At 57.5% G+C, this 23,234-nt stretch carries 24 protein-coding genes; 23 read left to right on the top strand and 1 reads right to left on the bottom strand.

Annotation, left to right across the window (positions count from 1 at the left end; all coding sequences use genetic code 11):
- Positions 1-69: 69 nt before the first annotated feature.
- From SIC15_RS16150 to SIC15_RS16080, 15 genes are all read left to right on the top strand, one after another.
- Positions 70-1,818: a copper resistance system multicopper oxidase gene (locus SIC15_RS16150; protein ID WP_374964499.1), complete on the top strand. Its 1,749-nt coding sequence runs from the start codon at positions 70-72 to the stop codon at positions 1,816-1,818.
- Positions 1,815-2,564 (top strand): copper resistance protein B, encoded by a 750-nt coding sequence (locus SIC15_RS16145; RefSeq protein WP_136629513.1) that lies wholly within the window; start codon positions 1,815-1,817, stop codon positions 2,562-2,564. Before SIC15_RS16150 ends, SIC15_RS16145 begins: the two co-directional genes overlap by 4 nt.
- A 142-nt stretch (positions 2,565-2,706) precedes the next feature.
- Positions 2,707-3,063, top strand: a complete 357-nt coding sequence (locus SIC15_RS16140; protein ID WP_136629514.1) for a hypothetical protein — start codon at positions 2,707-2,709, stop codon at positions 3,061-3,063.
- Positions 3,064-3,074: 11 nt separating this feature from the next.
- Entirely contained in the window at positions 3,075-4,430 is a 1,356-nt protein-coding gene (locus SIC15_RS16135; RefSeq protein WP_374964502.1) for an APC family permease, read from the top strand.
- Positions 4,431-4,457: 27 nt separating this feature from the next.
- Positions 4,458-4,676, top strand: coding sequence for a hypothetical protein (locus SIC15_RS16130; RefSeq protein WP_136629516.1), 219 nt, complete (start codon positions 4,458-4,460; stop codon positions 4,674-4,676).
- Between the two features lie 112 nt (positions 4,677-4,788).
- A complete protein-coding gene (locus SIC15_RS16125) occupies positions 4,789-5,205 on the top strand; it encodes a hypothetical protein (RefSeq protein ID WP_136629428.1) in 417 nt (138 codons plus the stop codon).
- Positions 5,206-5,353: 148 nt separating this feature from the next.
- A complete protein-coding gene (locus SIC15_RS16120; protein WP_136629427.1) occupies positions 5,354-5,716 on the top strand; it encodes an NADH-quinone oxidoreductase subunit A in 363 nt (120 codons plus the stop codon).
- Positions 5,713-7,458 carry a heavy metal-binding domain-containing protein gene (locus tag SIC15_RS16115; protein WP_412536458.1) on the top strand — a complete coding sequence of 582 codons (1,746 nt, stop codon included), beginning with the start codon at positions 5,713-5,715 and terminating at the stop codon, positions 7,456-7,458. Before SIC15_RS16120 ends, SIC15_RS16115 begins: the two co-directional genes overlap by 4 nt.
- On the top strand, positions 7,455-8,351 hold the full coding sequence (locus SIC15_RS16110) for a complex I subunit 1/NuoH family protein (protein WP_136629426.1): 897 nt from the start codon (positions 7,455-7,457) through the stop codon (positions 8,349-8,351). The genes SIC15_RS16115 and SIC15_RS16110 overlap by 4 nt, the downstream gene beginning before the upstream one ends.
- Positions 8,351-8,887, top strand: coding sequence for an NADH-quinone oxidoreductase subunit J (locus SIC15_RS16105; protein WP_136629425.1), 537 nt, complete (start codon positions 8,351-8,353; stop codon positions 8,885-8,887). Before SIC15_RS16110 ends, SIC15_RS16105 begins: the two co-directional genes overlap by 1 nt.
- The gene (nuoK, locus tag SIC15_RS16100) at positions 8,884-9,195 is read left to right on the top strand and encodes an NADH-quinone oxidoreductase subunit NuoK (protein WP_136629424.1); all 312 of its coding nucleotides are present in this window, start codon (positions 8,884-8,886) and stop codon (positions 9,193-9,195) included. Before SIC15_RS16105 ends, nuoK begins: the two co-directional genes overlap by 4 nt.
- Positions 9,192-11,090 carry an NADH-quinone oxidoreductase subunit L gene (locus SIC15_RS16095; RefSeq protein ID WP_136629423.1) on the top strand — a complete coding sequence of 633 codons (1,899 nt, stop codon included), beginning with the start codon at positions 9,192-9,194 and terminating at the stop codon, positions 11,088-11,090. Before nuoK ends, SIC15_RS16095 begins: the two co-directional genes overlap by 4 nt.
- 15 nt (positions 11,091-11,105) lie before the next feature.
- Complete coding sequence (locus SIC15_RS16090) at positions 11,106-12,575, top strand: complex I subunit 4 family protein (protein ID WP_412536457.1); 1,470 nt, start codon at positions 11,106-11,108, stop codon at positions 12,573-12,575.
- Entirely contained in the window at positions 12,575-13,927 is a 1,353-nt protein-coding gene (locus SIC15_RS16085; RefSeq protein WP_412536456.1) for an NADH-quinone oxidoreductase subunit N, read from the top strand. Before SIC15_RS16090 ends, SIC15_RS16085 begins: the two co-directional genes overlap by 1 nt.
- Before the next feature lie 88 nt (positions 13,928-14,015).
- Positions 14,016-14,474 (top strand): ATPase, encoded by a 459-nt coding sequence (locus SIC15_RS16080; RefSeq protein WP_136629420.1) that lies wholly within the window; start codon positions 14,016-14,018, stop codon positions 14,472-14,474.
- 58 nt (positions 14,475-14,532) lie between these two features.
- On the opposite strand, the gene SIC15_RS16075 is transcribed toward SIC15_RS16080, so the two are convergent.
- A complete protein-coding gene (locus SIC15_RS16075) occupies positions 14,533-15,609 on the bottom strand; it encodes a hypothetical protein (RefSeq protein ID WP_412536455.1) in 1,077 nt (358 codons plus the stop codon).
- Positions 15,610-16,021: 412 nt separating this feature from the next.
- On the opposite strand from SIC15_RS16075, the gene SIC15_RS16070 reads away from it, so the two are divergent.
- The 8 genes from SIC15_RS16070 (at position 16,022) to SIC15_RS16035 (ending at position 23,220) form a co-directional block, all read left to right on the top strand.
- Positions 16,022-16,270 carry a DUF2933 domain-containing protein gene (locus tag SIC15_RS16070; protein WP_412536454.1) on the top strand — a complete coding sequence of 83 codons (249 nt, stop codon included), beginning with the start codon at positions 16,022-16,024 and terminating at the stop codon, positions 16,268-16,270.
- Positions 16,263-16,928: an isoprenylcysteine carboxylmethyltransferase family protein gene (locus SIC15_RS16065; protein ID WP_136629417.1), complete on the top strand. Its 666-nt coding sequence runs from the start codon at positions 16,263-16,265 to the stop codon at positions 16,926-16,928. The genes SIC15_RS16070 and SIC15_RS16065 overlap by 8 nt, the downstream gene beginning before the upstream one ends.
- The gene (locus SIC15_RS16060) at positions 16,928-17,347 is read left to right on the top strand and encodes a c-type cytochrome (RefSeq protein ID WP_136629416.1); all 420 of its coding nucleotides are present in this window, start codon (positions 16,928-16,930) and stop codon (positions 17,345-17,347) included. The genes SIC15_RS16065 and SIC15_RS16060 overlap by 1 nt, the downstream gene beginning before the upstream one ends.
- Positions 17,348-17,388: 41 nt before the next feature.
- Positions 17,389-18,135, top strand: coding sequence for an outer membrane lipoprotein-sorting protein (locus tag SIC15_RS16055; protein WP_412536453.1), 747 nt, complete (start codon positions 17,389-17,391; stop codon positions 18,133-18,135).
- Positions 18,136-18,144: 9 nt separating this feature from the next.
- Entirely contained in the window at positions 18,145-18,831 is a 687-nt protein-coding gene (locus SIC15_RS16050; RefSeq protein ID WP_412536452.1) for an ABC transporter ATP-binding protein, read from the top strand.
- Positions 18,828-21,335 (top strand): FtsX-like permease family protein, encoded by a 2,508-nt coding sequence (locus SIC15_RS16045; protein WP_412536451.1) that lies wholly within the window; start codon positions 18,828-18,830, stop codon positions 21,333-21,335. The genes SIC15_RS16050 and SIC15_RS16045 overlap by 4 nt, the downstream gene beginning before the upstream one ends.
- A complete protein-coding gene (locus SIC15_RS16040; RefSeq protein WP_412536450.1) occupies positions 21,328-22,458 on the top strand; it encodes a hypothetical protein in 1,131 nt (376 codons plus the stop codon). The genes SIC15_RS16045 and SIC15_RS16040 overlap by 8 nt, the downstream gene beginning before the upstream one ends.
- A gap of 273 nt (positions 22,459-22,731) precedes the next feature.
- Positions 22,732-23,220: a hypothetical protein gene (locus SIC15_RS16035; RefSeq protein WP_227549407.1), complete on the top strand. Its 489-nt coding sequence runs from the start codon at positions 22,732-22,734 to the stop codon at positions 23,218-23,220.
- The last annotated feature ends 14 nt before the right edge of the window (positions 23,221-23,234 follow it).

The raw sequence follows: 23,234 nt of genomic DNA, 5'->3' as shown, positions 1-23,234 counted from the left end.
CTGGAATGTCCGGGTTGTTGCTCCCGTCTACAACCCGGCTTCACCGTTGATTGCATTGAGGTAAGGCAGATGAATATGCGCTTTCTTGCAGGGGTCTTTGGCCTCCTGCTGCCGGGGCTGGTTTTAGCTGGCGAGTACAACTTGACGGTTGACAGGGTCGAAATCGATACCGGAGATTTCGTCAAAGAAGGTATTGGGTATAACGGTGCCTCCCCAGGGCCGGTATTGCGATTTAAAGAAGGAGAAAACGTCAGGATCAACGTGACCAACAACCTGGATGAGACGACGTCTATCCATTGGCACGGACTCATTCTTCCATTTGATCAGGACGGCGTGCCTGGTATCAGCTTCCCGGGCATTCAGCCAGGGGAAACGTTCACCTATGAGTTCCCGATCCAGCAGGCTGGTACCTATTGGTTTCACAGCCACTCTGGTTTTCAGGAGCCGGACGGTGCCTACGGCGCCATTGTTATCGAGCCCAAAGAGCGTGAGCCGTTCCGTTATGATCGCGAATACGTGGTACAGCTGACTGACAAGCATCCCCATTCCGGTGACCGCATTATGCGCAACCTGAAAATGATGCCGGACTATTACAATCGCAAACAACAGACCGTGGGTGAATTCTTCACAGACGTGTCCAAGAACGGCCTGATGAATACGGTCCGGGACCGGATGGCCTGGGGCGACATGCGGATGATGAAAGCGGACGTTGAGGATATCCATGGCTTTACGGGCTTGATCAACGGCAAAGGCCCGGACCAGAACTGGACGGGACTCTTTGAGCCGGGCGAACGCATTCGGCTGCGATTCATCAACTCCTCGGCAATGACCTATTTCGACGTCCGGATCCCCGGCCTGGATATGACGGTCGTGCAAGCCGATGGCAACAACGTGCAGCCGGTTAGTGTCGATGAGTTCCGGATTGGTGTGGCGGAAACCTACGATGTGATCGTGCGCCCGAGGGACGAGCAGGCTTACACCATCTTCGCCGAATCCATGGGGCGTTCAGGATATGCAAGGGCTACGCTGGCTCCGGAAGATGGCATGGAAGCAGCCGTGCCGCAATTGCGTGAAGCCGCCCGACTGACCATGGCTGATATGGGCGGTATGCCCGGTATGGACCACGGCAGTATGTCTGGCATGGATCATGGAAACATGGAAATGAGTAGTGCGGACGGGATGGAGCATTCCAGCATGGGGAGTATGAATCATGGGACTATGAAAAACATGGATCATTCGGCCATGTCTGGTATGGACCATGGTTCCATGTCGATGGGGAGCGAAGGAAAAAGCGATCCTTTTTACGCCAGGGGCAGTGGTCTAGTGCCTGAAGCTGCCAATGGCGGCAAGTTTTTGTCGTATGCTGACTTGAAGGCTCAGGATCCGCTGTATGAGGACCGCGAACCGACCCGTGAAATCGAGCTTCGATTGACCGGCAACATGGAGCGCTATACCTGGAGCATTAACGGAGTGAAGTATGAGGACGCTGATCCGATTCGTCTCAAATACGGTGAGCGGGTCCGCTTCAAGTTTGTGAATGAAACCATGATGACTCACCCCATGCACCTGCACGGTATGTGGTCCATTCTCGATGTTGGTGCAGGCCAGTGGAACCCGATCAAGCACACGGTCAGTGTCCAGCCAGGCACCACTGTGTATATGGAAACAGAGGTGGACGAGCCAGGCCAGTGGGCTTTCCACTGTCACTTGTCCTACCATGCGGCCGCCGGGATGTTCCGGAAGGTGATTGTCGAAGGCGGCCCTGGGTCCGCGCAGGTCAAAACAAACGTTATTGGTGAAGAAGGAGGTGAGGCGTGAGCCGTATTCGATCCATTGTCGCTATCAGCCTGCTTGCGTCCTTCGTATTCCCGACGGTGGTCGTGGCTCAGGAAATGATCTCTGACACCACCGCCCGCAAGCAACCGCTAACAACATGGGGTGTTCAGTTTGAGGAGTTTGAATACCGGTACAGTGACGACGACGAGGAGTTGGGAGTCTGGAACGCGGATGCCTTCTACGGTACGGATGATTTTAAAGTCCGGTTGCTCACTACTGGGGAATATGAGATTGAGGAACAGGCCTACGAAACATTGGAAAACCAGTTGGTCGGGCAGATACCCATCTCCAAGTTCTTTGACGCTAAAGCGGGCGTACGTTTCGACACCCCTGAGGGGCCTGACCGGACCTATGCAGTGCTGGGTGTCGCGGGGTTGGCTCCGCAGTGGTTTGAGATAGATGCAAATCTATATGTGAGCGAGGAAGGAGATACTTCAGCCGAACTCGACGCAGAGTACGAGTTGCTGTTCACCAACTACTGGATCTTGGCCGCAACGCTGGATGCGACAGTAGCGTTTAGCGAGGATAGGGAAATTGGCGTTGGAAAGGGGGTGGTTTCCACCGAAACCGGGCTCAGACTTCGCTATGATCTGATCGATCGCGCCTTTTCGCCCTATGTGGGTGTTGTGCATGAGCGTAAATACGGCGATAGCGCAGATTTTGCAAGAGCTGAGGGCGGAGGTACTGAAGACTGGTTCGCAGTTATCGGTGCCCGTGTCGCTTTCTGACTGGATTAGTGAGCCAGGGGTTTGTCCTGGCTCTTTTTTTGATTCTCGTCAAATTCTTCGACAGCCTTTGTCGATTTTCAGTCGCAGTTCAGGTCCGCATGCTTTCATTGTTGTGAAATGAATAGGCAAAGAGGTGCCTACCATGACTAAAGCACATAAAGCATCGAATCAGGAGCAGTTCCTGCTGCGACGGAAACTTGCTGTGGAAGGTCTTAAAGACAGTGAGTGGCCTGACTTTATTCACGAACTCAACCATCACCCATGTGTCGATTTCGCCGAGCGCAAGCCAAATAATCGGCTACATGTCACTTTTGATGGAACTCATTGGTCCACCGACGAGTTGCTAGAGGCTATTGAAGCGCATGGTGGTCGATTGAAATCAGGGTGGTGGACTCAGAGAAAATTGGCGTGGTACCGGTTTACGGATGAAAACGTTCGTGCCAACGCAAAACATGATCCGTTTTGCTGTTCAAAGATTCCACCAATGAAACGAAAATGACTGGAGGTTAAATGAGCAGGGAGCAGGACCGAACTACTCGCTACAGGGAAGGCAGTCTGACCCTCCCGGGAACAGTCATGTTAGGAACCGGCGTCATGATTGGCGCCGGTATTTTTGCTCTGACAGGACAGATGGCACAAATGACGGGTGTTCTCTTCCCGTTGGCATTCCTGGCTGCGGCGGTGATCGTCAGTTTCAGTGCTTATTCCTACATCAAGATTTCGAATGCTTATCCCTCTGCCGGTGGTATCGGTATGTACTTGCATAAAGCCTACGGTAATCGGTTACCTACGGCTTTCAATGCACTGCTGATGTATTTCTCCATGGTGATCGCTCAGAGCTTTCTCGCTCGTACCTTCGGCGCTTACACCATGCAATTGTTTGGTGGCGATGAAAGCGGCCGAATGGTGCCGATTCTTGGCGTATCCCTGATTCTTGCGGCATTTCTGATCAACCTTCTGGGCAACCGAATGATTCAGGGTGTGGCTTCTTTTATAGGCATCTTAAAGATCGGGGGCATATTGGTTTTTGGAATTGTGGGTGTCTGGGTTGCTGATAGCTTGGAAGTGGATTTCTCGAGCGCGGGGGAGGCGGGGGCAACGGGAAACTTCCTTGGGGCAACGGCACTTGGAATACTTGCCTTTAAAGGCTTTACCACTATCACTAACAGCGGTTCTGAAGTGATAGATCCTAAGCGAAATGTAGGGCGAGCTATCGTTATTTCCATCGCTGCCTGCGTGGTTATTTATACCTTGGTGGGATTCGCTGTTGCCAGTAATTTGTCTCTAAGCGAAATCATCGAAACGCAGGACTATTCGCTTGCTGCCGCCGCTCGCCCGGCGCTTGGAGAGTTCGCTGTCTGGTTCACTGTTGCCATTGCCATGATGGCCACTGCCGGAGGGATTCTCGCCAGTATTTTTGCGGTCTCCCGTATGCTGGCGATGTTAACCGAAATGAAGCTGGTTCCCCATCGCCATTTCGGCATGCCCGGCAGTATCCAAAAGCACGCGCTGGTGTATACCGTGGTTCTAGGACTGGTTCTGACGGCGTTCTTTGATCTCTCCCGGATTGCAGCACTCGGTATTGTGTTCTACTTGGTAATGGATATTGCCATTCACTGGGGGATCCTTCGTTATTTGCGTAACGATGTGAAGGCAGAGGCGTGGGTGCCTGCGGTTGCTATCTTCCTGGATTTGCTCGTACTTGGAGGTTTTGTCTGGGTCAAACTGAACTCCGACCCATTTGTGATTGGCGTTGCGGTTGTCACGATGGTTGTTATCGCCTCCTCGGAGCAGATTTTCCTGAAAAGGTTCCGGGAATCCGGACATTCGGGACATGATGAAACCCATGCCCATGATCACGACTAATCAGATGTCAATAGGGAGGAGAGCACAATGATGGAAGGCAATATGTTTGGCAACACAATGTGGGCAGGTCACTGGCTCTGGATGCTGGTGATTGGCATTGTGGTGGTGATACCGGCCTGGCGTATTTGCCAGCGAACGGGCTACCCGGGGTGGATGGGCGTCTTGATACTGATCCCCGTCGTCAACCTGATTCTCCTCTACTTTATCGCTTTTAGTGAATGGCCTAATGAGCGGAACGGGAACTAAATGGGTTGTTGTACTCTGACCAGCGCATTGAGCTTTTTACAAATATAAGATATGGCTTACGTTATACTGTCAATGTTCTGACAATTATTGAATAAAAACGGGAGATAACCAAATGAAAGCAACAAATCTAAAACTGCTTGTATGTTTGCTGTTTTTGCAAGTGCCGTTGGCGCAGGCTGAAGAGGTTCTTTCTGGCGAAGATGTTGCTAGTTTAGTCGTTGGAAACACGGTGCAAATGGAATTTCGAGATGCTCAGGATGATTTCCGAACTCGGACTTTTCATGAGTACTATGATCCTGATGGTTCGATCTATGGAATGACCAAATATCGCGAACATCAGGGAAACCTTACCCACTACATAGGAAGATGGGAGGTGAAAGATGGCAAATTTTGCACATCGGTGTACGGACGCGACTATTCTTGCAACCGAATAAAGCCTTTACCCGGCAATAATTACGAATTGGTCAATGAAGGAGGCGAGATCAGGAACGTCAAGGTATACGAAGGCAAGCATCATGGACTGGAGTAAGGATACCTGAGGGGGAGTTCTTAGCCTTTGTTCACTTAGACATTACGGTTCGCTCACGCGGAACCAAGAATCGAGTTAAGTCCATATTAATCTTGTCTCTGGTGAGGGGCGGAGGGCATGTTTGGTTGCGCGACTTGAGGATTAGACGATGAGTGTTTTGGAGCAGTACCGTCTGCTGCTTGCCTTGGTGCTCGGAATCGCAGCTACGGTTTTTGTCCTGTACGGGCTTGCCCGCGCGATAGGTCCGACACGCCAAGAGCCGGGTAAGGATGTACCGGCGAGTTCCGGAGTCTTGTCGCGGGATCCGGTATGGGGGCGCTATCATGCACGCTACTACGGTTACGCCTTGCTGTTCCTGGCCTTCGATATGGAGATGGCGTTTATGTACCCTTGGGCAGTTGTGTACAAGGAAGTAGGGCTGGTTGCTTTGTACGATATGGGCGTATTCCTTGCCATTCTCTTTCTCGGCCTGCTCTATGGCTGGAGCCAGGGTGCTCTGAGGCGGCAATGACTTCTAATCCAGAATTATCCAGGGCTGGCGCGCGCCAGCACCGGGAGCGTTTCACAACACTGCAGAAGTGGGTCTCTCGGGCCCTGGTGCGTAGTCTGGGCTGTCTGATCGTCCCGGGGCCGGAGGTGGCCCTGGCGCATGGTCTGGATGTCAAGGCCGCAGGCATGCGTACAACCGCGACGCCGCGCGACGCGGGCGTACTCCTGATTGTCGGAGAGCTGCCAGAGAAAATGGGCGAGGCCGTGGCAGTGCTCTACGCGCAGATGCCCCGGCCACGCGCCGTCGTCATGTTGGGCGGACAAACACCGTCATCTTTACCGAACGCTGATATTTCCGCAGGCCTTTCGCAGGAGAACCTGACGGACGCCGTAGGTCGGCTGCAGCGGGCATTGGCCGAAGGCGTCTTTGCCGCATCATCTGAGGACTTCGAATCATCGGTTCTGCATACCAGAATTGAGTATGTCTGCCCCATGCACCCGGAAGTTGTTCAGGACGAACCGGGCAGTTGCCCCAAGTGTGGAATGGACCTGGTAGCCCGGGAAGCCGGGGAGTCGGCTCCGGAGCACGGGCACGACCATGAACACGAACAGCATCATGATCACGGACACAAGCATCATGGCCATGAGCACCATGGGCACGAACACTGCCATGATCATGGACATCAGCACGATCAATCCGATGCTCGCGCAGAACATGAGCATGCCGGCCACGATCACGGCGGGCATAATCATGGTGGACACGATCACGGCGGGCATAATCATGGTGGACGCGATCACAGTGGCCATGATCATGGTGCCTCGGGATTCATGTCCATGATCGAAGTCACCAAAGACCTGCCTCGCAGTGCCGATGGTCTGGCGATGGACTGGCTTGAGGTGCCCTTCGGTCCGGTCTTCCCCGGCTTACCGGGTGGTCTTAAGTTGACGCTGACGCTCGACGGCGATGGGGTGACTGAGGGGCAGGCGACAACCCTGGTGGGTATGGCCACCGAAGCCGAAACGATGGATGCCGAGACCTTCATTGAGTGTCTGTCGGCTGCAATGCCTCTGGCCTCGGTGAGCTACCGCCTGTTGGCCTGCGTGGCTATCGAGCGGGCGGCCGGGCTGGAGGACGATCCGGCGACCGCCCGGGCCTGTGCCCTGGAGCGGGAGCGGATTGCCAGTCATCTGGGTTGGCTGGCCCAGTTGGGGCGTCAGCTTGGCTTTGTGTGGTTGATACACCGTGCGTCGGACTTGCAACTGAAAATTCGGCACGCCAGCCAGGCGCGGCTCACTGAGCTTGAACCGGCACTGAGGGCTCTGGCTACCCGTATCGGACGGACGCCTTTGCTTAGGGCGAGGATGAGAGGTATTGGGCTATTGCCCGCAAGTTCTTCTGGCCTGCGTGGCCCCGTGGCGCGCGCTGCGGGCGGAGCAGGTGATGCCTGGGCGCGCCTGTGGCAGCGCCTGGCTGAAATCACGACGAGCATCGAATTCATCAAGGCGAATGGAGAACCGGAGTTGCCCACTCTGCGAACCATCGGCCATGCATCCGGGGTCGGTGAGGCAATCGTGGAAACGCCACGGGGAGAGGCTCAGTTGAGTGTGACTCTGGAGCACGGCCAGGTGAAATCCTATAACCTGGACACCGCCTGCAGCCACCATATCGGCCTGGTGGCAAAGCTTGTCGAGGGGCGGGAGCTTGGCGACGCGCTGGTGGCGGTCGGGTCACTGGACCTGTCGCCCTGGGAGGTGATCGCGTGAACGTTGCCATCGTGTTGCTTGCGTTGTTCGGCAGTGCCTGGCTGCTCGCCGTAATCGAGGCCTGGACCACAACCGGTCGTCTACGGCTAACTGCCCCACTCCTCAGTGGCCTGGCGCACCTTGGCCGCGAGTCCATTGTACCGCGCACGCCGGACCGGGTCTTTTTCGAGGCGGCGCCGATATTGCTTCTGGTGGTTGCGGTGCTTGGTGCCGCGGTGCTGCCGCTGGCGCCTGCCCTGGTGATCGCGGATCTGGCCACCGGCGCCCTGTTCATTAACGCAGCACTTGCCTATGTGCTGGTCGCGCTGATCATGGCGGGTTGGGGCCCTAATGGGGCCTATGCCATGATCGGCGGCTGGCGATTCCTTGGCCAGCTGATCGCTTACGCCATGCTCATTGTGATGCCTATAACAGCGGTGGCCATGCGTGCCGAGTCCCTGGTGAGCACAGTGATCGTTGGCTCCCAGGAAGGCTTGTGGAACATTGTCTATCAGCCCCTCGGTTTTGTTCTGTTTTTCATTGCCGCCATGGCGCTGGCGTTCCGCGCGCCTTTCGACCTGCCAACCGCAGAAGGGGAGCTTGGCGGAGGTGTGGATGCCGAATATACCGGCGTGCGCCTGGCGGTTCTGCGCCTTGCCCGGCTGACGCTGGTGGTCACGCTGGCTTCCGCGACCTCGGTGTTCTATCTCGGCGGCTGGCACGGACCGCTGCTGCCGCCGTGGGCCTGGAGCCTGATCAAGACCCTGGCGGTGGCCGTGTCGATGCTGCTGGTTGGTCGTTATCTGCCGCGCATTCGCGAGGCGGATCTGATGAGGTGGTGCTGGACCCTGGGAATTCCCCTGGCTCTGCTGAATATCATTATTGTCGGTCTACTGGTTCTGGTGGTGCCCTAATGTACGCTCAGGCTTTTTTTCTCGCTGTCTTTGGACTGGCTGCCATCGGCTTCGGCGTGGTGGTGTTTCGCACCTCCTCCATGATGCGCTCTGCGCTGGCGTTACTGTTTTCGCAGACGGCCATAGGCTGCATGTTTCTGGTGATGCAGACGGAATTCCTGGGTGTGCTCCAGATCATGATGATGGCCACGGAGATGAGTATTATGGCCATCTTCATGGTGATGTTCATGATGGACCCAGGAGGAATGGGCGGCATGGACATGAGCCACCAGAAGAGCTTCTCTATTGGTGCCGGGGTGGTGGCTGCTGGCGCCGCGATTGCGGTCGCGCTTCTGGCCGACTGGGGGCCGGTCACGGTCGAAGCGCCGGATGCGGCGATGCAGACACGGGCGCTGGGCCTGGAGCTGCTGGGGCGTTCCATGCTGATCTTCGAAACCGCCGGCGTGACGATCCTGACCGCCATGATTGCAGCCACGGCAGTGGCGATACCGGTGCAAACGCCTAAATATAGTGCCGCCAAGGAGGGTTCGGAATGACTTTGGTCTTGATCGTGGCGCTGGTGACCGGCGCAATCCTGTTCGGCGTCGGTGTCTATGGTGCATTGTCCCAGACCAACCTGGTGATGATCATGATGGGGGTGGAACTGATTCTCGCGGGCGCGCTGGTGAACCTGGTGGCCTTCTGGCGTTTTCTGCACCCCGAAAGCTACTCCGGCCAGATGTTCGTGCTGGTGGTGATGACCGTCATGGCGGTTGAAATGGCGGTCGGCTTCGGCGTCGCAATCGCCCGCTTCAGGGCCAAAGGCTCGGTAGAAATGGAGGAAGCTGGGGACCTGAAGGGATGAGTGCTGTGCTCCTGCCAACATTACCGCCGCTGATCGCCGCCTTGGCGGTGTTGGTACTGCGGCGGGGCAGTCCTGCTCTGGCCCTGTCCGGCGCAACGCTAAGCCTTGTAGGAAGTCTGTGGCTCCTGGCCCGGGTCGCTGGCGGTCAGGCGGACACTCTGCTTCTACCGGGCCTGCCGGAAATGCCGCTTCGACTGGTCGCCGGACCGCTGACGGCGCTGCTGGCCGTTGTGGTGGCTACGGTGGGCACATTTGTGCTGATTTACGCCGTCGGTTATATGAAGCGGGAGTCTGGTCAGGCGCGTTTTTATGCCGTGATGTCTCTGTTTCTGGCCGCCATGCAGGCGTTGGTGCTGGCTGGCGACTGGGTTCTGCTGCTGGCGGCCTGGGAGGTGATCGGTTTGTGCAGTTATCTGCTGATCGGCTTCTGGTTCGAGCGGCCCGAGGCCGCAAACGCCGCCGGCCGTGCCTTTCTCTATACCCGCAGCGCCGATCTGGGGCTTTACGTGGCGGCATTCATGTTGATCGGGTCAGCCGGTAGCAGTGAGATTGGCGCCTCCCTGGAGGCAGGCGACAGTGCATCGACCGCCGCCGGGCTTCTGTTGTTGCTCGCTGCCATGGGTAAGTCTGCACAGGTCCCTTTGCAGGACTGGCTCATGCGCGCCATGGCGGGGCCGACACCGGTTTCGGCGCTATTGCACTCCGCCACGCTGGTGGCGGCGGGTGCCATTCTGCTGATCCGTACTGCGCCGTTGCTGACCCCTGAAGCGCTTTTCGCTGTCGGGCTTGTCGGTGGTATCACCACCGTGGCGGCCGGGGTGATTGCGCTTGCCGAGCGTGATCTCAAGCGCCTGCTCGCGGCTTCCACGGCCAGTCAATACGGCCTGATGCTGATTGCCGTGGGCGCCGGGGTTCCTCTGGCCGCGCTGTTGCATCTGCTTGCCCATGCCGCCATCAAAAGCACTCTGTTCTTGGCCGCCGGCGACTTCCAGCATGTCCGCGAGAGTACCGGTTTCGATCAGTTGAAGGGTGTTGGCCGCGCCAGGCCCTGGGCTTTCGCCGGCTTTGCGCTGGCAGCACTGGCTCTGGCCGGCATCCCTCCACTGAGCGGGTTCTTCTCCAAGGATGCGGTGATTGCAGCTGCTCTGTCGGGGCAGGGCGCTGTGTGGCTAGGCTCCCTGGCCCTGGCAGGGACTCTGCTGACCGGCGCCTATATGGCCCGGGCTTTACGCGTGCTCTGGCAGGGCTCCGTTGTTACTCGCCCGGTCGCCGGTACTGGCTGGATGCGAGCGGGCGTCTGGGGGCTGGCGATCCCCGCCGCCGGCCTGGGCCTCGCCTTTGGTCCACTCGAAACCATGCTTGATCTGCCTGCTCCTGAAACCGCGGGTATCGGCGTCATATTGTCCGGACTCGTCGCCGCATTGGTCGGCCTGGCGCTGGGCTGGCTGGTGCCGGCCAAGCGTCTGCTAGGCCCTGTCCATCAATGGGCGGCATCGGGGCTGGTGGTGGCGGGCGGTCTTACTGCCTGGATAGCGCAGCCCGTAATGGCCGTTGCCCGGGCGTGTGAACGTTTGGAGGGGCTTTTCTATCAGGCCGCGCTTCGCATTGGCCGTGGAAGCCTCATCATTGCCCGTGGGGGAGATCGCCTGGAACAGCGCCTGTATGGGATTGTACTCGGTGCTGGCCGTGTAAGCCTGGCTGTCGCCAACCTTGTGCGGGTCGGGGATGAACGCCGTATTGACGGTCTGATCTTTGCCCTGGTGGCGGGTGTGCGCGCCATGGGTGCGCGGGCGCGAATCCTGCAAAGTGGTCTGATCCACCATAGTCTGGCCATCAGCGCGGGAGCCACCGCCGTGATACTGGCCATTTTGCTGTTAGCTTCACTGAGCTTCTAGAGGAAACCCCTATTCATGCTGCCACTTGTCTCGCTTACCCTGTTTTTGCCACTCGCCGGCGCAGTGCTGATTCTGTGTTTGCCAAAGCCGACGGCGCGGACGGCGCACGGCATAGCGATTGCCAGTGCTGTCCTGACCCTGTTGGGTGCTCTGGGCATGTGGTTGCAGGGCACCAGTGGCGCGGGCTTTTCCCAGGTTGAGGAGCTACAGTGGATCCCTGCCATCGGTGCTGCCTATCGGGTCGGTGTTGATGGTATCAGTCTGCCGTTGGTGTTGCTGAGTGCCGTGCTGTTTCTGGTTGCGTTCATTTACGCTTCGTCACTTCGTGAACGTCCGCGTGCCTACGTGGCCCTGGCACTGCTTCTGGAGACTGCAGCCATCGGTACCTTTACCGCCCTCGACGGGATTTTGTTTTACGTCTTCTTTGAAGTTTCCCTGGTGTCAATGTATTTCATGATCGCCGGGTGGGGACACGAGGACCGGCAGCGCGCCGCCCTTATGTTCTTTATTTACACGCTGCTGGGTAGCCTGCCGTTGTTGCTCGCCATCCTGGGGCTTTACCTTGGCAGCCCTGAACCGACCTTCGACATGCGGGCCTGGATCGAGAATCCGCCGCTGGAGGGGGCGGCAGCTATGTGGGCCCTGGTCGCCATGCTGATTACCTTTGCGGTAAAGATCCCCGCAGTGCCGCTGCATACCTGGTTGCCCGCCGCTCACGTCCAGGCGCCGACAGTCGGCAGTGTCATCCTCGCCGGCATCATGTTGAAATTCGGCACCTACGGACTGGTGCGCTTCGCGTTGCAGATGACCCCCGAGGCTTTTCGTGAAGCCGGAGTCGTTGTTCTGGTCTTCGGTGTTGTCAGCGCACTATACGGCGCCTTTGCTGCCCTGGCACAGACGGATCTAAAGCGCCTGGTGGCCTATACCTCGATCAACCACATGGGGTATGTAATCGTCGGTGTTGCGGTTGCGGCTCTGACACTGGACCCAAGCATACGTGCCACCGCGCTTGACGGTGCCGTATTGCAGATGTTCAGTCATGGCCTGGTCACTGGCGCCCTGTTCTTGCTGGTTGGCATGATTCAGGACCGCGCCCATACCCGTGAAATGGGCAAATTCGGGGGTTTGCTCAAGACGGTCCCGGTGCTTGGCTGGTCATTTGTGTTGGCGGCCTTTGCATCCCTCGGCCTGCCGGGGCTGGCGCATTTTCCGGCTGAGTTCCAGATATTTCTTGCCACGTTGAGTGGTGCGCCCGCTGCGGTTGTTGTGATTCTGGGTATTGCCATTATCGCCGGTGTCTTTCTCAAGGCGCTGCGCGAGATTTTTCTGGGTGAGGCCAGGGAGCGTTGGAATAAAATGCCAGACCTGAACGCGCGCGAAATGCTTGCCGTGGCGCCACTGCTGGTGCTCACCGTCGCCACAGGGGTGGCGCCGTCCTGGGTGTTGGATCTCATTCACCGGACGACATCGGCACTGGTACTGTAATGGCTCGTGACCTTGCGCTATTGATTCCAGAGATCGCCGTACTATTGACGGCTGTCGGCGCGCTGATCGCAGAAATGCTGCGCAAGCCGAGATTCTCTCTGTTTGTCGCGGTCACTGGGCTCCTCGCCGCCACCGGCCTGACTCTGCGGCTGATCGGCACGGACACCACAGTGTTCGGCGGCAGTTTCCGCATTGACGAGCTCAGTGTCTGGGCCAAGCTCATCCTGCTGCCCGCTACAGTGCTCAGCATCTTGCTGGCGCGGGTGGATGTAAGAGGCACTGCAAGGGAGGGCACGGTCTACAGCCTGCTGTGCTTTGCCACCCTGGGTGCTTTGGCTCTGGCTGGCGCGGGCGATACCATGTTCCTGGTGCTGGGCACACTGCTGACGGGGTTGGCCACCTTTGCCCTGGTCGCCTATCCGGACACCGACCCGGCCACCGAAGCCGCCATGAAATTCTTTGTGTTCGCCTCGGTCACCGGTGCCATCATGATTTTCGGCCTGAGCTACTGGTTTGGTGCCGCCGGTTCCACCTTGTTGGCGGATCTGCCGGGCATGGATGCCATGCCGATGGCCGTCCTGCTCGGGTTTGTAGCAGTGGTTGTTGGTCTGGGCTATAAGGCATCGCTGGTTCCGTTTCATTTCTGGGCACCCGATGCCTACGAGGGTGGCCCCCTGTCGATTGCCGCCTACCTGTCTGTGGTTCCCAAGGTTGGTGCGCTGTTTGCGTTCGCGCAGGTCGTTCGTGAGCTGCCGCCGGAAAGCGGTTGGACTGTCGTCATCGCGGCCTTGGCGGTGTTGAGCATGACCTACGGCTATCTCGCTGCGCTGGTACAGAACAACGTCGTCCGGTTGCTGGCGTATTCGTCGATTGCCCAATCCGGCTATTTTCTTCTCGGTATCTTGGCAATTGGGGCCAGTGAGCTTGCCTTACCATCCATCATCGTGTTCGCTGCCGCCTATGCCGCGATGAATCTGGGTGCTTTTGCCGTTGCTGCCGCAACGGGACGTACGCTGAACGATTTTGGCGGACTGGGGCGTTCACGGCCTCTGACAGGAATTGCAATGGTGATCTTCCTTCTATCGCTGGTCGGTATTCCGCCATTCGCCGGCTTCGTCGGCAAGTTCATGCTGTTTGCTGCGACTATTGATGTCCAGTTCACCTGGCTGGCCGTCGTGGCGATCATCAATAGCGTACTGTCACTGGCGGTGTATCTGCGCATCGTTGTGCCAATGTACAGGCAGGGTGAGACTGTGTCTGTCGGGCCGAACATTTGGCTGGGAACGGTGGTGTTCGCCGCGGCTGCAGCCACCTTTGTAATCGGACTGGCAGCTCAGATTTTTCTCGTGTAGGTGCGTACAGTCGTTCAAGGTGCGCTTGCGGGTATTGCAATCAATGCCAGGTCATCGCAAAAAACGGGTTAATGGGAGGTAAATCGGTATGGATATAAAAACATTTAAAGAACTGATCGACTGGACGCGGGATCTGCACTCACATCTGGCGAGCTGCCTATCCCATTGCGCAACAAAGCATGAGGAAGAGCGGGCCCGTGCGCTGTTGGATTATCTGGCTGCTCATGAGTCGGAGTTAGAGCGGATTGTGGACGAGTTTGAGCACCAAGGTGACAATAAAGCCCTGGAAACCAGGGTGTACGACTACCTGTCCCATAATCCGATCAAAACTCATCGAACCTGCGACGAGCCGTATACGAAGCTTGATTTCGACGGCATTTGCCGGGAGGTGTTCGACTTTCATGATCAGATCATGGATCTCTACAAGACACTGATTGGAAAGGCTGAAATTCCAGAAGCAAAAGAGCTTTTCGAATCCCTTCTGGCTATGGAAGAAAATGAATCCATGCGGTTGGCCAGACAGGTAGGCCGAATGCAAGATCTCTGATCTTCACTCGCCTTCACTGACCGTGTGGCCTGCCATCGTGCTTGCCGAGGGTAAATTCTTACACCTGAAAAACCGGCGCGAAGCCACCGCCCGGAGTGCGAAAATTGGTGGCCTGGCCCTGGTAAACCCGGGCAGCGGCAAGCAATAGCTGTCCGGCATAGGTGTAGAGGCGGATATCGACTTTGCGGGTGGTGACCTCGCCATCTATTCTGAGGGTGCGCTCTCCGGCGGGAACGAAATTCTGCGCGATGTAGTCGCCCTTCAGAATGTCCTCAAAAACGCGGCGGGTGAGCTTTTCGCCCCGGTAGACGCCCTTGCTGCCATGCCCCGCCACCGGTTTGAAAAACAGTCGGCGTCTGTTACTCCACAGCGTTTCCGCGTCCTCTGCTGAAACCAGCCGTGTATCGGGCACCGCTTTCTCCAGATACCCGGCCTCGGTTTCATTCAGTCCCCATTCGCGTAGTGTCCTGGCATCGGACAGCAGAATCAGGTTGCGCTTGTCGGCCATCAACGCATGCACCCGGGGGTTGGGGGTTACCACCACGGCATTGTCCAGATAAGCGTGTCTCAGGGCCCGATGATTTGGGGCCTCCAGGGCGAAATCCACCAGCCGGTTGTACACCATGTCGATGGGCCGGCCCCGGGCGGTCAGGACGCCATTGGTGTAGTCAAGCTCCGATGGGTCGAGGATCACGGTTTCGATTCCTCTGGCCTCGAGCATTTGTTGCGCCAGCCGGAATTCCGGGAACATGAACTGGGACTGCGGGTCGTCATCCACGATGGCCAGACGCGCAGGCACTGAATCACGGCCTTGCCTTTGCCACTCCTGATGAAACATGGCAAGCACCGCCCCTTCAAATCCATCCAGTAACCCGTTTGTGCTGGCATCCTGCAATGGAGGAGTACAGCATCGATGTTGCGCACGGGCCAGAACCGCATTCAGAAATGCGCCACCGGCGTTGGTGTTGATTTCGATCAGTCGGGGGCCGTCGGGAGTCAGGTGAAAATCACAGCCCATGAAGGCCCCGATTGGGCCTGGATCAAAACCGGCAATCTCCGGTGCCCAGGAAAGCGTTCGTTCTTTGAAGGGCGCAAGCGCTGCAGCGGCTTCGATCGCCTGAACGACTAGTTCCATCGATCTGATTTCTGCCTGGGGAACGAAGACCGGCGTGCTTGAGAAGAACGGTTGGAGGTCAGGAGCATCAAGCGCCCCTGTGCGAGTGTCCGAAAATTGCCTCTGGAGGCTCTCGTAGAGGGCTTTTCGGTCGAGAGTAATGCAGAAACACTGTCGGTTGAGTTGGTCGGCATGGGATGGGCTTGTCCCTGGATTTTTCCGCGGCACGTCTTGCATTGAGCATCCATAGTCAGGTTGGAGAGTTCAAAGTTGATTTTGGTCAAACGGATGCATGTTTCGCAACCATTTTCAGGCTTGTTTCAGCTTGGCGTGCTGCACTGGTGTTAGTGAGTATGCCTGTCTTTCGGCGCAGACGCCGGGGGTAATTTGACTGCGACCTGTTCTGAACCTGTTTTTGGCGGAGGAGCCGCTCATGGATCGACGCTTTACAATCACTATGGCAATTTTTGCCGTTATCGCCCTGGTTTTACTCTGGGGAGAGCACAAGGTTCACCTGCTTGGGGCCTTGCCCTGGCTGATACTGCTTGCCTGTCCGCTCATCCATATGTTTATGCACGGAGGACACGGAGGACACGGAGGACACGGAGGACATGGAGGGCATGGAGGGCATGGTCACCAAGGAGAGCAACCTGGCAAAAGGGGAGAACAGCGCGATGACTGATGGCGCATCAGATTATGGCCTTTGGAGCCTGGTGGTGCTGAATTCGGCGATTTTCATTTTCTTCGCCTTCAGCTTCTTTAAACCGCAGACGCGCCGGGACTGGCGTTCGTTTGGTGCCTTCAGCGCGTTTCTGGTGGCTCTGTTCACAGAAATGTACGGGTTCCCGCTGACGCTCTACTTTCTCTCCGGCTGGCTGCAGAGCCAATATCCCGATGTGAACTGGTTGGCTCACGACAGTGGCCACTTGCTGGAAATGCTGTTTGGTTGGCAAGGCTCCCCGCACTTTGGGCCGTTTCATCTCTTGAGCACTGTGTTTATTGGCCTCGGTTTTTATCTGATTGCGGCTGGGTGGCGCACTCTCTATGCTGCGCAAAAGGCGGGGCAGTTGGCCACAACCGGCCTTTATGCCCACGTTCGCCACCCCCAGTATTCCGGCTTTGTGCTCATCATGTTCGGTTTTTTGCTGCAATGGCCCACGCTGCTGACGCTGGCCATGTTCCCGGTGCTGGTCTGGATGTACTCGCGCCTGTCTTTGCACGAGGAGCGTGAAACAGAAAAACAGTTCGGCTCCGATTGGCGGGCCTATGCAGCCAGAACTCCTCGTTTTATTCCGCGCTGGGGAAGTGTCAGGCGCAAGGAAATAGAGGAACAAGATTGATGCATGTAGTAACTATCTCAGTAGGCGTTCTTGCGGTCGCACTAATCAGCGGTTGCGGTGAACAGACGGTGGATGACCGCTGGTACACACAGGCCCAGGTTGACCGCGGTGCCGTGGTTTTTGACGACAACTGCGCTAGCTGCCATGGCAGCAATGCTCAAGGAGCCTTCAATTGGAAAAAGGCCCTGAATGATGGCTCTTACCCACCGCCACCTCTCAACGGAACGGGCCATGCCTGGCACCATTCGTTCGACACGCTCATGGCTACAATTCAGCAAGGAGGAGCTCCCCTGGGCGGAAAAATGCCAGCCTTCGATGGCAAGCTCTCAACGGATGATCAAAAAGCCGCTATCGCCTATTTTCAGAGCAAATGGGACAAGCGGATCTACGAGGCATGGTCTGAAAGGAACGGGTTCTGATTTATTCGGGCAATCAGACGACTAATTCGAGGAAGTAGCGTATGAAAGGCGTGTCGTTGATCGCTGTATTGAGTGCGTTTCCGGGCATTGTGTTCGGTGATGTGCCCTCAGGGGAATCATTGGTAGACGGGATGGAAGACACGCTTTGGTCCGACACCAACCACGGCCGCTTCACCATGCGCATTGAAACCGAATACTGGACCCGGGAACTGGACCTCGAAGCCTGGATGGATCGGCCGGAGAAGACGCTGATTCGAATTCATGCCCCTAAAAAAGAAGCAGGCATCGGTTCACTGCGTATTGGCGATGCCATGTGGAACTACCTGCCCAAGGTGGACCGCACCCTCAAGATCCCGCCCTCGATGATGCTGCAACCCTGGATGGGGTCGAATTTCAGCAACGACGATCTGGTCAAGGAAAGCTCGTTTGTTGATGACTACACCCACGAAGTGACGGGCAGCGAAGAGCAGGGTGGGACGACTGTCTATCGAGTGGTCTCCACCCCCAGGCCTGACGCACCGGTGGTCTGGAGCCGCCTGGAATTCTCAATCCGTGAGGATCACATCCCCCTTGCCATGACCTATTTCGGTGAACGGGACCGGGCCGTAAAGACCATGACATACAGCGACGTCGATACCCGTGGCGGACGTCAGATCCCCACCCGCTGGACCATGGTGGATGCGGACAACCCCCAGTCCCGAACGGTGATTGAGATCGAGTCCATTGAGTTTGATGTCCCGCTGGACGACAAGCTGTTTAGCCTGCGTCGGCTGCGCAACCCGCGGTGAGGCTTGCCCATGGCACTTGTGAATGTTGACCACGTCTCCCGCGTTTACCGGCAAGACAGTATTGCCGTAAAGGCCCTGGACGACGTGTCGATGACCATTGAGGCCGGCGAGTTTACAACACTGGTTGGGCCGTCCGGCTCTGGCAAGACCACGTTGTTGAACCAGATCGGCGCACTGGACGAGCCGTCTGCTGGCAGGATCCAGATCGATGGTCAGGAAATCACCGGTCTGAGCCGCAGGAAACGAACCGACCTGCGGTTGTGGAAGATCGGTTTCGTGTTCCAGGAATACAATCTGATCGGCGTGCTTTCAGCCCAGGAAAACGTGGAATACGTGCTGATGTTGCGGGGCGTGCCCTTTCGCGAGCGTCGCCAGCGAGCCCGGGCGATACTGGCTGATGTGGGGCTGGAGGGTCTGGAAACCCGGCTGCCCAATGAGCTGTCTGGCGGCCAGCAGCAGCGCGTGGCGGTCGCGCGGGCAATCGTCAGCAAGCCAGCCATTGTATTGGCCGACGAACCTACGGCCAATCTCGACTCCAAAACCGGTGCCGCTCTGTTGGACATGATGCGCCGGCTTAACGACGAACAAGGTGTCACTTTCGTGTTTTCCACTCACGATCCCATGGTTATGGAACGGGCCCGGCGAGTGGTACATCTCAAGGACGGCCGCATCGAACGCGAGGAGCGCCGGCCATGATGGCCTGGCTGCGGCTGGCGTTGGGTAACCTGCGGGCGAACCGACGCCGCACGGGGATTACCCTGCTGTCGCTGACCGTGGGTGTGGCAGGCCTCGTGTTTCTGTGGGCGTTCATCGATGGCATCAACGCCCAGATGATCAATAACATGACCGGCTATGTTACCGGTGATCTGAAGGTACACGCGCGCGGCTTCCACAACGAGCGGGAAATGAACATCGCTTTGCCGGAACAATGGAATCTGCCACCCGGGGTGGCTGATACCGAAGGCGTGGCTGCTGCTGCGCCCCGCCTGACCGGCCACGCTCTGGTCAGCCTGGCGGATAAAGCCCGGGCGATGCAGATCACCGGTGTTGATCCCGCCGGCGAGAAAACGGTAACCCGCCTCGACCACTCCCTGGTGGCGGGCCGCTATTTGCAGACCGGAAACGAAATCCTGCTGGGTGCCGGTGCGGCCGGGGCTCTGGAAGCCGAAGTGGGCGATGAATTGGCCCTAGTGGTGCAGGCCGCGGACGGTTCCATCGGTGCTGACCGGTACACCGTTATCGGTTTGTTCGAAACCGGTGTGAAACGCATTGATGGCCAGGTAGCTCAGATTCCCCTGGAGTCGGCTCAGGAGCTTTATGCGCTCTGGGGTCGCGTCACCGAAGTGGCTGCCCGAGTGGACGACCCCGACCAGTTGCCATTGGTGATTGATCGCCTGCAGGAGCAATTACAGGCGCGACAGGTAGAAGTTCTGGGTTGGCCTAAGCTGATGCCGTCTCTTGTGCAGATGATGGACTTTCACAATGCCGTGGCCTACATCGTCATCTTTGTAGTGTTTGTGGTGGTGGCTGCAGGAATTGCCAACACCATCCTGATGTCGGTCATAGAGCGTGGCCGGGAGTTCGGTGTCATGATGGCGGTGGGCACCTCGGGTTCGCGCATCGTGCAGTTGGTGCTGCTGGAAACGTCTTTGATGGCCCTGGTAGGTTACGCCCTCGGCCTGGTCCTTGGGTTGGTCGTGACCGCCTACTTTGCCAGCAGCGGCCTGGACTTTACTGCCTACATCAAAGCCATGGATACCATGCCGGGTCTGAGCGGCATCGTCTATCCCACCACCAGCCCGGATCGCTGGGCAATCATCGGCCTGGTAGTCATTGTGGTCGCCCTGCTGGCGGCCGTCGTTCCCGCCTGGATTGCCAGCCGCCATACGCCGCTGGAGGCCATGGATGCGCACCACAGTGCCACCAACCGCTTGCGTCGCATCCACACTGAGGTTACCTCAGATCGCAGGTTTCTGATCTTTGCCCAGATGGCCCTGCGCTCGCTCTTCCGGAACCCCCGCCGCTCACTGATTACCGCCTCGGCCACGGCTTTCGGTCTGGCTGCCTACCTGTTTTTGTACGGCTTTGCCGACGGCTTCTTCGAGCAGATGGTCCGTAACTCCACCCAGCAGCTCAGCGGCCATGTTCAGGTGATGGCGAAGGGGCACGATGTGGATCTCGCGCCGAATTTGCGCATCGACAATGTAAGCGAGCGACTGAAAACTCTGGCGGATGAACCCGACGTGCAGGCCGCTGCCCCGCGTATCCTGCTCAAAGGCATGGTGGCCAACCCCAAAACCAGCCAGCCCGTGGAACTGGTGGGTGTGGCACCAGAACAGGAACGGCAGGTAACCGAACTGGCCCGCTACATGGTGGAGGGCCGGTACGTTCAGGACGATGGTAAAGGCATTGTCATCGGTCGCAAGCTGGCGGACGAACTGGACGCCCGGCTGAACGACAAGCTGGTGGTGACTGTGCAGCAAGCCAGTGGTGATCTGGCTTCCGGCGCTTACCCGATTGATGGCATCTACCGCACGGGCAGTGACCTGTTCGATAGCGAATATGTGTTCGTGAACATCGCTCAGGCCCGCCAACTCGCCGGCTTTGCGCCGGATCAGGCCTCGCGCATCGCACTGAAGTTGCTGGACCGCTCGCAGAGTACGCCGCTGGCCGAACGCCTCAATCGCGAACTCACCGATACCCAACTGGTAGCCCAGGACTGGGAAACCCTGTTGCCGGTAGTGGTGCAGATGATCGAGATGACCCAGATCGACTTTTACCTGATCCTGTCCGTTGTGTTTGTTGTGGTGGCCATCGGGGTGATGAACACCATGGTGATGTCGGTGATGGAACGCACCCGGGAATTGGGGGTCATGCTTGCACTGGGCACCCGGGGCAGCCAGTTGGTGCTGACGATCCTTTTCGAGGCATTGTTCCTGGCGCTGCTGGGCATGGTCGCGGGCACCGCCCTGGGCGGTTTGATCGTTGCCTGGCTGAATCGCAGTGGCATCGACCTCTCTGCCATTGCTGGCTCCTTCGAGACGATCCCGGGCATCACCGACAAGGTGTACCCGGTGCTTATTGTTGACCACGTCTGGTTGCCCAGTGTGCTGCTGTTCGCCTGCTCCGTGCTGGTGGCGCTGTACCCCGCGAGAAGGGCAGCCCGCCTCGACCCGGTGGAGGCCATTCGACATGGTTAGGCGGTTTCGCGCCCTTCTTGGGCTGCTGGCGGCCCTTTCAGCTGCCGATGTCCAGGCGGATGTGAGCCATTCTGGCTACCTCAAGAACCAGACAGCGGGTTCACGCTCGTTGGTGAACGGTGATTCTTACCTCTCAAACCTGACCCGGTTGCGCCTGAAGCCGCGCTACCGCGAGGGCGACTGGACTATCGAGGCTGCGTACGACCTGGAGCTGCTCACGGGCAACTTTCTGGATTCACCGGAATTTGCGTTGCTCAAGAGGGCGCCGGACCCGCGTTACTGGACCCTGCAAGACGAGTTTTATGAGTCCGGTGATCTTGTCGCTCGCCACCAACTCTATCGGGGGACCGTGCAGTGGCGGTCACCGATGGGCGACTTCCGGTTGGGGCGCCAGCAGGTGAACTGGTCTACCGCTCTGATCTGGAACCCCATGGACATCCTCAACCCGGTCAGCCCCTTGCAGTTGGAACCGGATGAACGCGTCGGCGTAGACGCGATACTGTGGGACCAAGCCTGGGGGGCGCTAGGGCGGATCAGTGCGGTGCATGCCCCGCAACACGAGGACGAGGATGGAAGCACGGCTGCGCGGGTAAAGCGCTATGTCGCCGGCGTGGACGCCGGGCTGATGCTGGGTGAATTCGCGGATGTCACCAAGGCCGGGCTCAGTGGCAGCGGCTCGCTGAGGGGCACCGGCTGGCGCACGGAACTTCTCTGGAGCCAGCCGGCGCAGGGCGACAGCTACTGGCAGGCGGTGGCGGACGTAAATTGGTCGTTCCGCAGTGGCATCAACCTGGCAGTTGAATACTTTTACAATGGCCAACCAGTGCCGCTGCAGGCCCTCGACCTCAGTCGTCTGGTGGCGTCAGAACCGCTTTATGCCGGGCGCCACTACACCGGCGTGCTGGTCTGGCAGGATATCAACCCGTTCTGGCAGTATCGGGTGGTTGCCATCCGTAACGCCGACGACGCCAGTTGGGTGCTCTATCCCCGCTCCAGCTGGACATTGCCAGTTACAGAGGAAGTATATCTGATGGCGGGAGCACAGATATTCGGCGGCGATGACGACAGTGAATATGGGCGTTTGGAAATGTTGGGATTGTTCGAGCTACAATGGTACTTTTAATTTTGAGGCGATAAATAATGATAGTCAGCCATTTTACAAAAATGGCTGACTATCTACTTTCAATAGGCCTGTTTAGTGGTTTCACGAGTGGCCATTTTAAATCCTGTTCTATCACTGGAAACGTCGGAGCGTTGCGGTATGAACCCGGTTTCCACGATTCAGATCAATTTCGGATGAATTCGCCTGCATCGAAACGCAATTTTCAGCTCCGATTCAGTTTTATGGTCTTTACTGAACGGGATGCAAATGGATGCAGCTCTTAAGGAGGATCTCATGAACAGATTAAACCATTTGGTTGCGTGTTCCGTTATGGTTGCTTTACCTGTTATTGCCTTTGCCCAGGGTAACACCGGGCAAATGCCCCACGGTGGCATGATGAATCAGGAACAAATGCAGCAGATGAATGAAAATATGGCACGAATGCAGGCCATGATGCAGGAAATGCGCGATGCCACATCGGATGCCGAGCGACAGCGCATCCGGGAAAAGCACATGGAGTCCATGCAGAAACACATGGGTATGATGCGTGGTGGCATGATGGGGCAGGGAATGATGATGGGGGATGATCATGGGATGAAGAATGGTCAGGGAATGATGAATAATCAGGGCAAGAAGCAGCCCGGTAACGCCCAGGGGAATCGTTCTGGTGGTCCGGGGATGGACAATGAGCAGCGTCTTCAGATGATGGAGAACCGGATGAACCAGATGCAGATGATGATGGAGCAAATGCTGGAGCATCAGCGGCAAATGAACCGCAACTGATGTGTTCCTGCCTT

The sequence above is a fragment of the Marinobacter sp. MIT932201 genome, from assembly GCF_047123295.1.
Classification (GTDB): Bacteria; Pseudomonadota; Gammaproteobacteria; order Pseudomonadales; family Oleiphilaceae; genus Marinobacter; species Marinobacter salsuginis.
This window is presented reverse-complemented; position numbering and strand designations above follow the sequence as displayed.